This window comes from Photobacterium arenosum (assembly GCF_014841115.1).
Lineage (GTDB): Bacteria > Pseudomonadota > Gammaproteobacteria > Enterobacterales > Vibrionaceae > Photobacterium > Photobacterium arenosum.
The window spans coordinates 165,195-179,944 of the sequence record NZ_JACYTP010000010.1; the positions used below are offsets into that span (position 1 = coordinate 165,195).

15 protein-coding genes and 1 pseudogene are annotated in these 14,750 nt (G+C 47.1%); 3 read left to right on the forward strand and 13 right to left on the reverse strand.

Annotated elements, in window-relative coordinates; all coding sequences use genetic code 11:
• Nucleotides 1-64: 64 nt before the first annotated feature.
• The 5 genes from IFO68_RS15665 to IFO68_RS15685 form a co-directional block, all read right to left on the reverse strand.
• Complete coding sequence (locus IFO68_RS15665; protein ID WP_192016769.1) at nucleotides 65-841, reverse strand: DUF4922 domain-containing protein; 777 nt, start codon at nucleotides 839-841, stop codon at nucleotides 65-67.
• 395 nt (nucleotides 842-1,236) lie between these two features.
• Complete coding sequence (locus tag IFO68_RS15670; RefSeq protein WP_192016770.1) at nucleotides 1,237-2,412, reverse strand: aromatic amino acid transport family protein; 1,176 nt, start codon at nucleotides 2,410-2,412, stop codon at nucleotides 1,237-1,239.
• Nucleotides 2,413-2,996: 584 nt separating this feature from the next.
• Nucleotides 2,997-3,296 (reverse strand): ArsR/SmtB family transcription factor, encoded by a 300-nt coding sequence (locus IFO68_RS15675; protein ID WP_027253214.1) that lies wholly within the window; start codon nucleotides 3,294-3,296, stop codon nucleotides 2,997-2,999.
• 16 nt (nucleotides 3,297-3,312) lie between these two features.
• The gene (locus IFO68_RS15680; protein WP_192016771.1) at nucleotides 3,313-3,738 is read right to left on the reverse strand and encodes a YeeE/YedE family protein; all 426 of its coding nucleotides are present in this window, start codon (nucleotides 3,736-3,738) and stop codon (nucleotides 3,313-3,315) included.
• 4 nt (nucleotides 3,739-3,742) lie between these two features.
• Nucleotides 3,743-4,165, reverse strand: a complete 423-nt coding sequence (locus IFO68_RS15685; protein WP_192016772.1) for a YeeE/YedE family protein — start codon at nucleotides 4,163-4,165, stop codon at nucleotides 3,743-3,745.
• A 424-nt stretch (nucleotides 4,166-4,589) separates the two neighbouring features.
• Here IFO68_RS15685 and IFO68_RS15690 point away from each other — a divergent pair, with 424 nt between their 5' ends.
• Genes IFO68_RS15690 through IFO68_RS15700 form a run of 3 tightly spaced genes read left to right on the forward strand, consistent with a single transcriptional unit; the run spans nucleotide 4,590 to nucleotide 6,868 of the window.
• A complete protein-coding gene (locus IFO68_RS15690) occupies nucleotides 4,590-5,285 on the forward strand; it encodes a CDP-alcohol phosphatidyltransferase family protein (protein WP_192016773.1) in 696 nt (231 codons plus the stop codon).
• Nucleotides 5,278-6,210, forward strand: coding sequence for a phosphatidate cytidylyltransferase (locus IFO68_RS15695; protein WP_192016774.1), 933 nt, complete (start codon nucleotides 5,278-5,280; stop codon nucleotides 6,208-6,210). The genes IFO68_RS15690 and IFO68_RS15695 overlap by 8 nt, the downstream gene beginning before the upstream one ends.
• A 7-nt stretch (nucleotides 6,211-6,217) precedes the next feature.
• Nucleotides 6,218-6,868, forward strand: a complete 651-nt coding sequence (locus IFO68_RS15700; RefSeq protein ID WP_192016775.1) for a lysophospholipid acyltransferase family protein — start codon at nucleotides 6,218-6,220, stop codon at nucleotides 6,866-6,868.
• Between the two features lie 68 nt (nucleotides 6,869-6,936).
• Here IFO68_RS15700 and IFO68_RS15705 read toward each other — a convergent pair whose 3' ends face one another.
• The 8 genes and pseudogenes from IFO68_RS15705 to IFO68_RS15735 form a co-directional block, all read right to left on the reverse strand.
• Entirely contained in the window at nucleotides 6,937-8,394 is a 1,458-nt protein-coding gene (locus IFO68_RS15705; RefSeq protein ID WP_192016776.1) for a DEAD/DEAH box helicase, read from the reverse strand.
• A 342-nt stretch (nucleotides 8,395-8,736) separates the two neighbouring features.
• Entirely contained in the window at nucleotides 8,737-9,291 is a 555-nt protein-coding gene (locus IFO68_RS22170) for a methyl-accepting chemotaxis protein (protein WP_237796287.1), read from the reverse strand.
• Nucleotides 9,277-10,047 (reverse strand): annotated as a pseudogene (locus tag IFO68_RS22175) (PAS domain-containing protein); the annotation flags it as partial. The pseudogene IFO68_RS22175 and the gene IFO68_RS22170, both read right to left, overlap by 15 nt.
• 391 nt (nucleotides 10,048-10,438) lie before the next feature.
• Nucleotides 10,439-10,804, reverse strand: a complete 366-nt coding sequence (locus IFO68_RS15715) for a glyoxalase superfamily protein (protein ID WP_192016778.1) — start codon at nucleotides 10,802-10,804, stop codon at nucleotides 10,439-10,441.
• Nucleotides 10,805-10,963: 159 nt separating this feature from the next.
• The gene (locus IFO68_RS15720) at nucleotides 10,964-11,332 is read right to left on the reverse strand and encodes an MmcQ/YjbR family DNA-binding protein (RefSeq protein WP_192016779.1); all 369 of its coding nucleotides are present in this window, start codon (nucleotides 11,330-11,332) and stop codon (nucleotides 10,964-10,966) included.
• 84 nt (nucleotides 11,333-11,416) lie between these two features.
• The gene (locus tag IFO68_RS15725) at nucleotides 11,417-11,938 is read right to left on the reverse strand and encodes a GNAT family N-acetyltransferase (protein WP_192016780.1); all 522 of its coding nucleotides are present in this window, start codon (nucleotides 11,936-11,938) and stop codon (nucleotides 11,417-11,419) included.
• A gap of 171 nt (nucleotides 11,939-12,109) precedes the next feature.
• Nucleotides 12,110-13,369, reverse strand: a complete 1,260-nt coding sequence (locus IFO68_RS15730) for a DegT/DnrJ/EryC1/StrS family aminotransferase (RefSeq protein ID WP_192016781.1) — start codon at nucleotides 13,367-13,369, stop codon at nucleotides 12,110-12,112.
• A 12-nt stretch (nucleotides 13,370-13,381) separates the two neighbouring features.
• Nucleotides 13,382-14,740 carry a hypothetical protein gene (locus tag IFO68_RS15735; RefSeq protein ID WP_192016782.1) on the reverse strand — a complete coding sequence of 453 codons (1,359 nt, stop codon included), beginning with the start codon at nucleotides 14,738-14,740 and terminating at the stop codon, nucleotides 13,382-13,384.
• Nucleotides 14,741-14,750: the final 10 nt, after the last annotated feature.

Consider the following 14,750-nt stretch of genomic DNA (forward strand, 5'->3'; position numbering starts at 1 on the left):
GGGGTTATTTTTTAGTGCTGTAACAACAAATACGCCATCCCCATCCCCATCCCCTGCCTGTGATTTACTCACTGCATTCACGCAAAAAACGCATTAAACCGTATTCCTGTAACCACACCAGCTGTTCCGGTTGTTTCACCAGGAAACGTCCGCTGTAGTTAATGCCATTGGCAAAAAGCCCCTGAACATTATTGACGGTACGAGGCAGTATCAGCAGCCAACGCTCAGTCAGAAGGATATTATGTGGCTTACACGCATTGCCCGTCTCATTATAGAGCGACAAAGCTTTCAACCCCTTCAGATAGGCGTCGTACAGCTCGTCAGTGGTCATAGCTTCAACCAGATACAACCAATGGACAAATGGCAGCTTTCCACCCGAGATAACTTTTTCCAGTGGAATATCACTTCGTACCAACTGCATGTGACGGTGCGACTGGCTCGCTCCGGCTAACGGCCCACTGTTATAAAAACCGAGCACATCTGAGTGTGTAAATCCCCCCAGCCATGCATGCCAGTCTTCCCAGCTTAGAGGTGACTCCTGAGGCACAAAATCTTTTGAGCAAATCAGTAAGTGTGGCGAGATAACAGGAAACTTATTGAGAAGGCACACATGATGCTCCCCTGCTTCACACACATACATTGACTTTTCGTAGGGCAGAAAGGGATTAGAGGTATGTTTAGCCGTCAGATTCAGTAACTTCTTGCCCGCATTTTCTGTCACCAGATGGCCAAGATAACGTACACCCTGTTCTTCAATCTGCTCCGCTTCTGTGGCGATTGGCATAAGACTACCTTCTGCCAGTGCCTTTGCAGCTACCTGATCCGCAAGTTTCCAGTTCATATCCATATCCCATCTTTTTTAACCAAGATACTCTAACTTGGCATGCGTGTCATAGGAGAAAAGCGTGTATAAAAAAGTTTACGTTTTGGCGGATTTTGTCTTTTTAAGAAAACAGGCCCAAGCCTAGCACCAGAAAAGGAAAGTCGGTAAGATTCGCTCAACTTTTTGAGGATACGTCACTAGCTGCTTACTCTGTGTCAACAGATCACTACTCCTGCAGATAGGTTATTTCAGCGTTCGGTCAAACCTGAAACTACACCTGACGATATCGGTCTTGTTCGGTCAAACAAATCGTTAGCATCCTCAAAGCAATGTCGCTAATACGATATTGAGCTCCACAAAAAAAGGCGCTTCCAATAGGAAGCGCCTTTTTGCATCTTGTCGTAACTCACTGATTAAATCAGTTCAGCCATTAATAAAAAACAACCAAACAGAAAGCTCAGCGCCAACGCCATCACTCCGCCGCCCGCCTGATACACAGCTTCATTACCCTCTTTTACTGTCGCCTTATCGCCATCCTTTCTGACTTTGACTGTCATTGCCATCGGGACAAAAATAGCCAGGAACACCAGAATGATGCCAGCATAGCTCAACACTGACAGGAATTGATTCGCCGCCAGAATCGCACCCAGCATAGGCAAAATAAAGGTCAGTACATACGTGACTGCCCGATTCTGGCGAAAGGCATCCGCATTCTGATCAAACAGAGCCATTGCCACACCCAGAAAAGAGGTCAACAGCGCCAGACCGGTAAAGACAGACAGGATCAGCTGCATACTGCCGTGATTCACACTCAGTGCAGCAATCAGCTCAGAAACATTCGCAAAGCCCACCAGTTGCTCAGGTGACAGATTACCAACAGCCGCATAAAGCCAGAACAGGTAGCAAAATAATGGGATGACAGAGCCTGCAATCACCATATTTCTCAGCTGTTTTTGAGTGGCTTCAGGGTTATAAGTCACCAGTGACGGGATAACCACCATAAAACCGAAGCTGGTAAACAGCACAGAGCTGGTTTTGATAAGCGCAACTTTGTTATCGCTGCCAACCGATGCCAGGTTGTCAGGATTGATGCCTGGTACCAGAGTCACCAGAGTCATAGCCAGCATAATCACCATTGCCGCAAACAGCAGCCGGTTCAGCCGGTCAATCACGCCGGTTCCTGCTGCAACTACAACACCCGCCACCACGGTAAACGCAATTTGTGCCTGCGTGGCACTTAATACCACTCCAAGGCTGTCTGTCAGCTTTTTAAGCAGATCGCCAGCACCGATAATATAGGCCATCAGCAAACACACAAGCAGCGCGTACAGCAAGCCATTTGTGACCAGCTGGCCACCTTTACCCAATGTTTTACGGGCAATGGAATTCATGCCCAGGCCACCACCAGACTTGATACTGGCTTCAAGCAACAGCAGCGCCGCGTAGGTTGTACCTACCCAGATAAGTAGCATTAACAGGGTGCCCCACAGCAGGCCAAACTGGGCCAACACCATAGGAATAGCAAGCATACCTGCACCCAGTGCTGTACCTGCAATAATCAGGGAACTGCCTAACAATTTCATATTCACGGAATTTTCCTTCAAGTCCTAACTGCAGCTTATGTAAAAAGCGCACTCAAGCATGTTCTTTATAACCATCTGATTTAATTATATTTAAAGCATTCTGACACTAATCAGTTGTGTTCTGTATGGGCTAACAATGGCCAAAACATCTAAATCGACGAAAGAATTGAAGGCGATAGGCAGAAAACGGGCGTGAAAAAGGCAGCAAAGTCAAAGCACAGCGGCTGAGCAAAGCACTTAAAAGGGAAATGCTGAGAATAGCGCCCCTACCCGGCAATAATGCCTGGCCTGGAAGCAAGTAGTGTAATGTCATTTATCGTACTCCTAACACGATAGAACTTCGGTCATTTCTGATAAAAACCAGCCAAATTAGCTGATATTTCATCTCTTGCCAGGTCAAGGCAAGGCGTTCGGTCAGGAAGCAAAATAATGAGGTACCGCACAAACTACAACCTGCATTGTTGAAATATTTGATTTTGATCTTGGAAAAAATGGAATACAGGTCAAATTACCTGCCTGGGCGAGTATAAGAAGCAGATCAATCTGAGTAAATTTCACCCAGATTGATGAGAAATTCACAGCAAGCAGATTCAGTCCGCACAATAATGCTTATGAAGCATCGCGATGATATCGATAACAGCAGCATTATCGAGCCGATAGTAGATAGTTTGCGCTTCCCGCCTCGTTTTCACAAAACCGGCCCGGCGCAGCCAGGCCAAATGCTGTGACAGAGAAGACTGAGGGATAGGAAATCGTTCATTCAGCTGAGAAACAGACAATTCTTCTTCCTGAAGTACACACAGTATCATCAGCCTGTGCTGGTTGCCCATGGCCTTGAGCAGTTCAACAGCCTGCTCTACATTTGCCTCCATGTTGGAATAATCTCGCATTCTACCCTCATAATTTTCAAGACTTTTTAAGCAGACGGTCGATAGTGCCAGAAAACTGCATCCCCGCCAACATCGCGATAACAAAGCCGAAAATTTTAGCATTGCCTCCCAGCAGATTACTCACAGCAGGCCCAGGGCAAATACCCACCAAACCCCATCCCAGGCCAAATAAAATAGCGCCTATGATCAAAGGTTTATCGATAGTTTTGTTGACAGGAATATAAAACTTTTCAGCTATCAGAGGTTTTGAGCGGGGTTTCACCAAAAAGTGATATCCCAGGCCAAAAACGACCAATGCCGCTCCCATAACCAAAATTAAACTGGGATCCCACTGTCCTGCTACATCCAGGAAATTTAACACTTTTTCCGGATTGACCATTTGAGAGATCGTTAACCCGGCACCAAACAACAAACCGGCGACAAGGGCGATAATCATCTGCATACCATTACGCTCCTGACAGATGGCGAACAACAAATACCACAACAACAGCAACCACCATGAAGGCTACTGTTGCGACGATAGAACGGTGAGACAGACGCCCAATGCCGCAAATACCGTGCCCGCTGGTACAGCCAGACCCTAATCTTGTTCCTGCGCCCACCAGCAGCCCACCAGCAATGATAAGAGGCCAGCCAGCATCAATACGCTCTGGCAAATATGTACCAAAAGGGGCAGCCAGTAAGGGGCCGATAATCAGTCCCGCTATAAACATCCAACGCCATTTAGCGTTTGGCTCACTGACATCCAACGCGCCGCTGACAATACCTGAAATACCCGCTATGCGGCCATTCAACAGCAGCAGTATCAGGGCGCTAACGCCCAACACTGCCCCACCAGCCAGCGCCGTCCAGGGTGTGAATTCTGTCATTTCATTACTCTCAAAAATGCAGTTAATAGTTTCAGTTTGGCGAATGCTGCCGAACCAGATCTTTTATACTAATATCAATAAATCCAATATTACGCATATACGATTTAAATGCAACTGTGTGAGCCTGATTTTCTGCGCAGCCATGCCACCGCATTACCGAACAAACCCAGTATGGGTATCCGGGCTACTGGTTGTTGTCGCTCAGGTTTGAAAGCAGTTCAAAAAGTCATAATCAATCGCTTGATATTCAATCTATTCCATTTATGTTTATGTCTCCTTGCTGGCGAGTTCGATTGACAAGACCGAAGTCATTCTGCAGCCCTTTTTATCTGCCGTCGTGCATCCGTCTTATTTACGCAGATGATTAACGCTCTTTAATACTGTGGTCTGCCAGCTCATCTTTCTTTTTCTATAAGCCATAAACATGAAGAATCAGCACGAACCAGAATCCAACCGGCGTCCCCTTGCTGTCAGGGAGAAGGCTTTAACCAAGCACATTGCGGTCTGGTTAAGCCAGAAAAACATCACACCGAACCAGATCTCTCTGATGAGCATAGTATTTGCCATCATAGGCCTGGCCACACTGCTGTGGTACAAGGCCTCTGCGTTCACTACCCTGTTGCTTGTCGCTGCAGCCTGTATTCAGTTGCGGCTGCTGTGCAACCTGTTCGACGGTATGGTGGCTGTAGAAGGCGGCAAGAAAACCCCGGCAGGTGAATTATTCAATGACGTGCCCGACCGGATTGCTGACTCGCTGTTGATTCTGGCCGCAGGCTTTGCAACACAGTCTGATATCGGTATGACACTGGCATGGTTGTGCGCCCTCGTCGCCGTGCTGACGGCTTACGTTCGCGTATTAGGGGTCAGCATGGGCTGTCCGGCCGACTTCCGCGGGCCTATGGCCAAACAGCACAGAATGGCGCTGCTGACAGTCAGCTTCCTTGTCTTGTTCGTCAGCCAGGTGTTCGCATTGCTGCCAGAGGTATTGGCCTACACGCTGGACGCCGCGCTAACGATCATGCTGATTGGATCTGTGATGACCACCTGGCGCCGTCTGGCAGGTATTTATCGCTTTAAAGCGGCACAGCAGGCTGGTAAGGAAAGCGCAGACAATGAATAGTATTCCTTCCCATTCACTGCATCTGATGCTTGCCATCATTGCGGTACTGGTAACAGGTACGCTGGTGTATTTGTGGAAATCGCGCGCCCACCCAGACAGGGATTACCTTGAACTGAAGCTGCGTATCCGCTCCTGGTGGTGGATGATTGGGATTGTTTTCGTCGTCCTCTACCTGCCATTGACTTATACGCTGTTTTTTGTCGGTTTTCTGAGTTTTATGGCGCTGAAAGAGTTTTTGTCTATTGTGCCAACCCGAATGACAGATCGCCGTGTGATCTTCTGGGCCTATCTGTCGATTCCCTTTCAGTATTACTGGCTGTCAATTGGCTGGTACGGCATGTTCATCATTTTCATCCCTGTGTATGTCTTCCTGTACCTGCCGATGATGATGGTACTGATTGGCGATACCAAAGGCTTCATCCGCTCGGCCGGTATTATCCACTGGGCCATGATGCTAACCGTATTTTGTATCAGCCATATGGCCTATCTGCTGGTCTTGCCAAGCCTGAACCCGGATGCCGGATCGTTGGGAATGCTGCTGTTTCTTCTGGTGTTCACCCAGTTTAACGATGTGTGTCAGTACGTATGGGGCAAGTCTTTCGGCAAACACAAGATAGTGCCAAAAGTCAGCCCGAACAAAACCTGGGAAGGTTTTATCGGCGGCAGCGCAACCGTGATTCTGGTGTCGTATTTTGTCGCGCCCTATCTCACACCCCTCACCTCGCTGCAGGGTTTGGTAGCCGGTATGATCATTGCGTTCAGCGGGTTTATCGGAGATTTAGTGATTTCTTCAGTAAAACGAGACTTGCAGATTAAAGACACCAGCCAGTTTATTCCGGGCCACGGCGGCATCCTGGATCGCATCGACAGCCTGATGTTCACTGCGCCGCTGTTTTTCCACTACATTTACTATCTCTACTATTGAGGATTCCATGGCTCACGTGCTCAAGGTGTTATTCATCCTCTTCATTGTTAAGCCGCTGGTATTTATTGGTCTTGGGCTGAACATCATCCAGCGGCAAAACCTGCCTGTAAATGGTCCGGTTGTGGTGGCAGCCAACCATAACAGCCATTTAGATACGCTGGTGTTGCTGGCGCTGTTTCCCATTTCCATCGTCCATAAAGTTCGTCCGGTCGCCGCGGCGGATTACTTTCTGGCCAATAAAGTCGTTGCCTGGCTGTCGCTGAACATCATTGGCATTATTCCGCTGAGGCGCTCGCCCTCACCCAGCCAGCGCGAAGCGGTATTACAGGAATGCCATCAGGCATTGGCACAAGGGGATATACTGATCATCTTCCCGGAAGGCAGCCGGGGCGAACCTGAAACCATGAGCGGTATTAAGAAAGGCATTTACCATTTAGTGAAAGATCATGATGGGTGCCCGGTTATCCCGGTTGTCATGCGCGGGCTGGGCCGTTCTTTACCCAGAGGCACCGCTATGTTTGTGCCATTTAACTGTGATGTGGTAATTGGTGAGCCGGTTAGTCATTTTGACGATGCCAACGATTTCGTCGATACCATGCAGGCCCGGTATCATGAGTTGGCCAAGCATTGTATTACGCAAACCAGTAACGAAAATTAATACCGGCTCAAAAGCAACAAGCCTGTCTCAGACAGGCTTGTTATCAGAGGTGAATCATCACAACGGCATTACGCCGATTGCGGGCGCGCTCTTTGACGCTGAGCAGGTCGCTTGTTGCCACCTGCTGCGTTACCCGCCTCAGAGCGTCCAGCACCATTCTTAGGGCTGCGCGACTGAGTATCACGTGTATTTTGCGCACCATTGCCTGCTTTGCCCGCACCGGTTTTATTTGCACCACCCGAGTGGCCATTTGTCCGACGCTTTGGCTTTTGCGCTGCATTACCGCTTGCATTGTGTCTCTCACCCTCAGCATGACCTGAGCGAGATTTATTCGGCTTCTTAGGTTTCTTCGGTTTGATTGGACGCGAATCCAGCTTAGAGTCCGGTAACGTATTGCTCGGCTTGTAACCGTCCAATTCCATACGCGGCAACAGTTGCTGAATTAAACGCTCAATGCCAAACAACTCGTCTGCTTCCTGAGCACACACCAGCGAAATCGCTTTACCTGTTTCGCCCGCGCGGCCTGTACGCCCAATACGGTGAACATAATCTTCCGCCACATTAGGCAGCTCAAAGTTCACCACTTGTGGTAACTGAGGAATGTCGATACCGCGTGCAGCAATGTCTGTCGCCACTAATACGCGAATTTTGCCCGATTTAAAATCAGCCAGCGCTTTGGTTCGTGCGCCCTGACTCTTGTTACCGTGAATGGCCGCAGAAGCCAGCTTCTCTTCAGACAAAAATGCTGCCAGGCGGTTTGCACCGTGTTTAGTACGGGTAAACACCAAAACTTGCTGCCAGTCGCCATCCTTGATCAATTTGACCAGCATAGGCGCTTTCTTCTTCACATCGGCCGGATAGATACACTGCTCTACCGTTCTGGCAGTCGAGTTCGCAGTATTGACAGAAATTTCAACAGGGTTGTTTACCAGGCCTTTCGCCAGGCTGCGAATTTCTTCAGAGAACGTTGCTGAAAACAGCAGGTTCTGACGTTTCGCTGGAAGCAATTTGAGAATTTTTTGAATATCGCGGATGAAACCCATGTCGAGCATACGGTCGGCTTCATCCAGCACCAGGACTTCCAGCTGATCAAATTTCACTGCGTTTTGGTTGAACAAATCCATCAGACGCCCTGGTGTTGCCACCAGAATATCTGCGCCTTTGCGCAAACGCATCATCTGCGGATTAATCTTTACCCCACCAAACACCACAGCACTGCTCAACGGCAGATGGCGGCTGTAGACAGACACGCTTTCCTGCACCTGTGCTGCCAGCTCGCGCGTCGGCGTTAAGATAAGCGCACGCACTTGGTTACTGCGAACCTGCGGGCCCTGATAAAGACGTTCAAGAATCGGTAATGTAAAGCCAGCGGTTTTACCTGTTCCCGTCTGAGCTGCAGCCATGACGTCTTTTCCATCTAACACAGCTGGAATAGCTTGTGCTTGAATTGGTGAGGGAGTGTCGTATCCTTTTTCTTGAATAGCTTTCAGGATTGGCGCAGAAAGACCTATCGAGGCAAAACCCATATATGATTCTCAATTGTTAATGATGTGAATGTTCGCCTAACTCTCTGACGGCGAAAAGTCCGACATTCTGAGGCTTTCACTCCCTGGTAGCAACCTATAATTGTGATTTGTTTCGTGTCAGGTTGAGAGAAGAGAGTCTGAACAGATACATATTCGCAACGAGAACCCGCGATAACTTGTCAGAAGTTCATCAAAAAATCAGGAAAGCTCAATAGCCAGAATGAAACCTGGGTGCCATTTCTTCAGTACGTTCATAATGAAGAGATAGCACCTTCAGGCCAGAACTCACACACACTTCCAGCAATATCTGTCAGATAGCACTGAACCTAATCTTCTTCATTGCTATAGCTGTTTGGTAAAGCTACCAACCGCCATATCCACTTTCTCGGCCCCTTTGCGAATATCACTCATCATTTGCCCAGCTTTGTTTGACAAAGAGAGTGTTTCAGATGCCTGAGACAAGCCCTGTTCAATCAAGTGAACAGCATTCCCTGTTAAGGTTAAATTCTCAGATACCACAGTAACAATTTCTTCAGTGGTCTGGCTTGTCCTTGAAGCGAGTTGACGGACTTCATCAGCAACAACGGCAAAACCACGTCCCTGTTCACCAGCTCTGGCCGCTTCAATGGCAGCATTCAGCGCCAGAAGGTTAGTTTGCGCCGCTATCCCATTAATACTGCTAACCAACTCGTTAATTTTCTGAGATTGCTCATACAGTGCTTGAATGCCTGCATTCGCTTTTTCCATCACTTTTGTTAACTCTTCCATTTTTTCTATGGTTGAATCAATAACTTGTTTGCCTTGAGTAGTCTGCTGACCAGTCTCTGTCGAGACTTCATGAGCAATGTCAGCGGCTTGCGCAATCGCAATCTCACGATTAATTTGATCAGTAATCACGGTGGCAAATTTGACGACTTTATATAACTCACCATGCGCGTTATATATGGGATTGTAGGACGCTTCTAACCAAGCGACATTCCCATAACTGTCGATACGTTTAAACCGGTCAGAGACAAACTCCCCTTGTCCCAGCCTTTGCCAAAACGCACGATATTCAGGAGAGTTGGCTTCTGAACTCTCACAAAAAATGCGATGATGCTGCCCGACAATTTTCGATTTGTCATAACCCATAGACGCCAGAAAGTTGCTATTAGCATCAATAATAATACCGTCTAACGTGAACTCAATGACTGCCGTAGAACGGTTCAATGCATTAATAAGATCCTCTTGCTCCCGGGACCTTGTAATGGTTCTGGTAAGCTCAGAGGCGTAAATAACAATATGCTTAATACCGCCGCTCGCAGAAAAAATGGGTTGAAGGATAGCTCTCAACCAAACTTCTTCACCATTACCTTTTAAAATTTGCAAGGCACCATTCCAGTGCTTCCGCTGCCTGATGGCATCAGACATCAAATGAAAGTGACGAGTGTCCCGCGCCTGCAGAGGAACTAAATCAGCAATATGCTTACCTTTAATTTCTTCCAGAGGCAACAAAATATCATTTTTAAACAATGCGTTAGCTGAAATTACATTCCCACCCTCGTCCAGAGTCAGTCGAAGCATATCAGACTCTATACTTTCTTTAACTTGCGATAATGCATATAGCTCTGCTTTCAGCTCATGGTTTTGTTGCTTCATTTTTCTGAAAAACATATCACTTGTCCTGCGAATCTTGTCATGGGTGAGTGAAGTAAAATTAGGGATAATACAAAAAAACCAGAACAATCGCTCTGGTTAAGAATGACACTGTTATTGTTTTGATACGAGACATAGCCTGCCGTCAATTAGTCTACCCGATTGTCAACGTGAGATCACACACTTTGAGCATTAACGTAAACCAGTGCTTTTAACACATTTTATCAAATGTTACTTCTTTGGTAATTTTTACCAGTTAAGATACTAACATTGAGTTCAAATGCTTTGAATATGTATGCTGGCCCAAAAAGCGGGACAGGCATTGGGCACGAAATGGCTCCCCATCCACCAGCCATTTTAAGGAGCTAAATGTTTAATAAACTGAATACAACTGGCTAACATGTGCCCGTTATAAATGAGCCGCACCATTGAATACAATCCGGTTAGAAAAAGGATCTGTCACAGTAAAGCACCTCGCCCCCCAGGGTGCATCTTCAATGTTTGGCTTGTTATATTTATAAGGTTTTGACGTGATATCTGAAAATAATGAGTCCAGTTCACGGACATTAACAAAAACTTTACTTCCAGGTGTACAGTCGCCCGAATGCTCACTAAGATGAAGAACAAAATCTCCCTTAGACACTTGCATGTAAATCGGAAAACCTTCTTCAAAACGGTGTTCCCAATCCAGTTCCATGCCCAAAAAACCCAAATAAAACTCTTTCGCTTTATCCTCATCAAATATCCTAATAACGGGTATTGTCTGACATTTCATAGCCCTGATCCCTTCTCAGTTTCATAGGTATCAATTATCAACCGTTCATTCATTTTCGGTACACCATTTCTCAATATCAACCGCAGCTTTCAGAATGCTCACACTAAAGCCGTTAGTTAACGGGCGAAGGCTTCAAGTGCTTTGTTCTGACTCACTTTTTCAATCATCCTGATTAAGACCGAGCTCTTTTTGTTTTTTCTTACTTAACCCTAAAGACACAATACGGTATGACTCTTTGAGGTAATATCTTAACGCTTCATCTTTTGTCTTGACGGTATCAACCTGCTGAATCCACTTCATACCCCGCGAGGCCAGGTATGGCGCGGGTCTGAATCCAGGCTCATCTTTTAGAATATTAAAATTGAGTTCAGAGGCTTTGAAAGTGTATGCAGGCTCGCCGGGTTCCCCCCAGCCACCTATCGCGAAGACCTTGCCACCCACTTTCCAGACATGGGCGCCTCCCCACTGTACGACGTATGTCGTTGCAGGCAAAGAACGGCAAAATGCATTGTATTCATCATATGTCACAGGAAGAATCCTTTTCATTCATCATCGATGGTGCCGCTTCCCTTGACCATCCTGCCACTCATTATGATCAAAGCCAATGACCCCTTAAAACATATACCCCAGCCAATCTAACTGCCCGGACTCCCAGTGTTTACCGCTAGTGGGCTTAATAAAAATATCATCAAGATGCTCAAAGGCGACACCGAAATTTTTATGCTCATGCAACCTTAGCCAGGCACTTGGCGCATGTATCTGCCTGAAGCCATTATTAGAATAAAATTCAGTCAGATCAGAGACTAAAATAATGAAGTCGACATCCCGACTCTTCGAATATTCGCTGAGCTCAGACAACATAGCCGACCCGATACCCTGCCCCTGATGCGTTTTGGCTACGCAAAAATCGATAACACCAAGCACCTTAAATGCGCATCCTCCAACCCCAATAACACGATAGTCCAGTCCCAGGTAGCCCACTAACCTTTTATCTTTGTATTTCAGCGCACGCATATGCGGTAACTGTTTGTAATAAGAACGGGCAACTTGATGATCGGGAAATGCATCATTTCGAAGCGCTGTTATCGCGGTATGCTCATCGCTTGTTATATCTAACTCAGGTTTGATGTTCACAGTTTGCTCCTTAAAGACAGGCGAACATGATCATTATGTTACAGACACAGAGAATTTTTTTGTCGGTTTATCTGAAAGTTAAGACAGTATTGGCAAAAAAAAACGCCCCCGCTAATGCGGAGGCGGTGCTCATTTGAACAGCCATCTCATCAAAAATTATTTTGCGCCGGGTTACTTTTTATAATGCTCGTACACTTTATTAAACGCAGTTGCGAATTTTTCCATGTGCTGCTCTGAATAAACAGGGTGGGTATGGAACACTATCGAGCTGTCTCCCAGTTGTCTGGCCGCCTGGCAGTCCGTTAATGTGTAATCAATCTGCCGGTGGGCCGGGTCGTTAAACGGGTAATTATTCGTGCCAAACCCATTTTGTTTCTGGAATGCATCTTCATTATAAACTTCTGGCCAGGGTACCGGATAACCTGGCACACCTTCAGCATCAATGGCCTTGGTAAACGTCTTGATGTCACAACTGAGCTGGCTCATATCCAGAACAAACGGCGCCCACCAGAAAGCGTTGCCACGTATTTCATCATCAGCCGGTGCATGCTTAACTAATGGGTGTTCCTTCAATAACACTGTCAGGAAGCGGCCATTACGGATTCGCTGTTCCAATGCAGTTGCCTTGAAACGGGATAACTCCCTGATACCAATGGCAGACTGAATTTCTGTCATCCGATAGTTAAAGCCAACCTGAGTATGGATATAAGGCAATTTCTGCGAGATTTCAAACAGACCCAACCTTTTAGCTACGTCGTAACCGTGATCGCGGAACGAGCGGCATTTCCAGACCAGATCTTCTGAGTTGACGTACACTGCACCGCCTTCACCGCCTGTTGTAATGTGCTTGCTCTGACAAAAACTAAAGCAACCGGCATCACCAATGGTACCCAGGTAAGCCCCTTTGTATTTGGCTCCCAATGCCTGAGCACAATCTTCAATGACCTTTAAATCATACTTTCTGGCGATGGCCATGATAGCGTCCATATCGGTTGGTACCCCGAATGTGTGCACAACCACTATGGCTTTGGTTTTATCGCTGATTTTGCTCTCTACCGACTTGGGGTCAAGGGTATGCGTATGATCAACATCGGCAAATACAGGTAGCGCACCCGCTTGCAGAATAGAAAATGCGGTAGCAATAAAGGTATAGGACTGACAAATCACTTCATCACCCGAACCAATACCCAGTGCGGAAAAAGCCGTATGTAGGGCTGACGTACCATTGGTAGTGGTGACGACATAACCATCGCCCAGATAGGCCGCTAAGTCCTTTTCAAAGGCCATTCCACGCTTACCGGTCCAATAATTAATTTCACCGGTTTTTAAGATGGCTTCAATATCATCCATCACAGATAAATCCAGACTTGGCCAGGCTGGCAATGCCTCTGGAATGACAGGGCTACCGCCCAGTATCGCGAGTTTATTCATAATTATTCCTGCTTAAAGATGTGATGCAAGCCAACGGGACAACGAGCATATGGTTAAGGCCGGATTGGCAATGCCCAGACGAGGAAAAGCACCAGGCCCAATGGCATACACGCCCGGCATGGCGGTTAATTCCAAATCGTCAGTTAAAGCAATATCACCGGTTCCGCCTATAGGGTGCGTACAGCTTTCGTGCTCATACGAACCGTAAGGGAAGATAAACCGCGTATATACGTTGGATTGTTCCGTTTCACTCAGCGCTGCCAGCGCCTGCTCTATCTCGGTACTTTCTGTCGATCCGAAAAAAGCACCCGACTGTTCTGTCGGAGTGTCAAACAACGGCACTAATTCTGCGCTTAACTGCTCACTGGCAAATTCAACAATGCGCCTGGCGACGCGGTTGTAATTTTCAATTCCTGTCTCTGAATGGTGCGAGTTAATGTCCAGCCTTGTCTGGCCCTGACTGTAATGACAATGGAGCTGGCTGAATTCAGACTGATGCGGGTTTTGCTCAACCACGGCCATCAATAACAAAATGCGATCTCCGCTATCGAGATTCGGTCGCTCCACCACAAAGATGTTGGCATTCAGATCATGATGCTCGCTGAAACCATGCCACAGCATTTCATGGCGGTATTGAGCAATGCGTTCACCCTGACCAATCTTAACGGCAATACCAATACAGTAATGATCGGTAACCTGTGCTGTGGTGGATTTTTCCAGCGATGTGGAAATAATCTTGTTGTTCACCAAAGCCGATGCCGACAAAATACATTTGTCGAACGGTAACGGATTCACAGTCCGCCCTTCCTGATCGATAAGAAAAAAACCTTCCGGTTTCTTTTCTACCTTGGCGACAGTCGCTCTTTCAATTCGAATCACCCCATCCCTGATAAAGGGTTCAAGCTGATATAAAGGACTGTATGACGAAAATGCTGCATTCTCGCCGACAACCGCAGCCTGAGGCGCATGAATTAGAGGTATGCCAACCTGTTGTTGCCTGGTCATTTCAGGATATTTACCGGTAAATTCCTTCTGCAACTGGCGATACAACCCTTCAGGGCCATTCAAGCGCTGTTGCCAAACCTCGGGCCAGCTTGCCAGAGCCTGCGGTTCAAGCGGCAGCATGACCCCGTGATAACACAGCGAACGCCCTCCCAAACGCTCACTGATTCCACCAATGGCCCAATATTCATCCGCCGTCCAGTGCACTTTCTTTTCATCGCCTTGCAAAGCACGGGTATCGAAATGCACATGTTCTTTACGCAAATCCGGTCCGGCTTCATAAATCACAATCTTATTGCCCTGAATGGCGGAATAAAGCGCAAACTCAAGGCCAGACAGTCCCCCTCCGACTACACAAAACGTCGACATTTTCTCTCCT

Bases quoted from the DNA above. Each gene is read 5' to 3' on its own strand.
- IFO68_RS15665 (WP_192016769.1), bottom strand. From the start codon at position 841: ATGAACTGGAAACTTGCGGATCAGGTAGCTGCAAAGGCACTGGCAGAA.
- IFO68_RS15675 (WP_027253214.1), bottom strand. From the start codon at position 3,296: ATGCGAGATTATTCCAACATGGAGGCAAATGTAGAGCAGGCTGTTGAA.
- IFO68_RS15680 (WP_192016771.1), bottom strand. From the start codon at position 3,738: ATGCAGATGATTATCGCCCTTGTCGCCGGTTTGTTGTTTGGTGCCGGG.
- IFO68_RS15685 (WP_192016772.1), bottom strand. From the start codon at position 4,165: ATGACAGAATTCACACCCTGGACGGCGCTGGCTGGTGGGGCAGTGTTG.
- IFO68_RS15690 (WP_192016773.1), top strand. From the start codon at position 4,590: ATGAAGAATCAGCACGAACCAGAATCCAACCGGCGTCCCCTTGCTGTC.
- IFO68_RS15695 (WP_192016774.1), top strand. From the start codon at position 5,278: ATGAATAGTATTCCTTCCCATTCACTGCATCTGATGCTTGCCATCATT.
- IFO68_RS15700 (WP_192016775.1), top strand. From the start codon at position 6,218: ATGGCTCACGTGCTCAAGGTGTTATTCATCCTCTTCATTGTTAAGCCG.
- IFO68_RS15705 (WP_192016776.1), bottom strand. From the start codon at position 8,394: ATGGGTTTTGCCTCGATAGGTCTTTCTGCGCCAATCCTGAAAGCTATT.
- IFO68_RS15715 (WP_192016778.1), bottom strand. From the start codon at position 10,804: ATGAAATGTCAGACAATACCCGTTATTAGGATATTTGATGAGGATAAA.
- IFO68_RS15730 (WP_192016781.1), bottom strand. From the start codon at position 13,369: ATGAATAAACTCGCGATACTGGGCGGTAGCCCTGTCATTCCAGAGGCA.
- IFO68_RS15735 (WP_192016782.1), bottom strand. From the start codon at position 14,740: ATGTCGACGTTTTGTGTAGTCGGAGGGGGACTGTCTGGCCTTGAGTTT.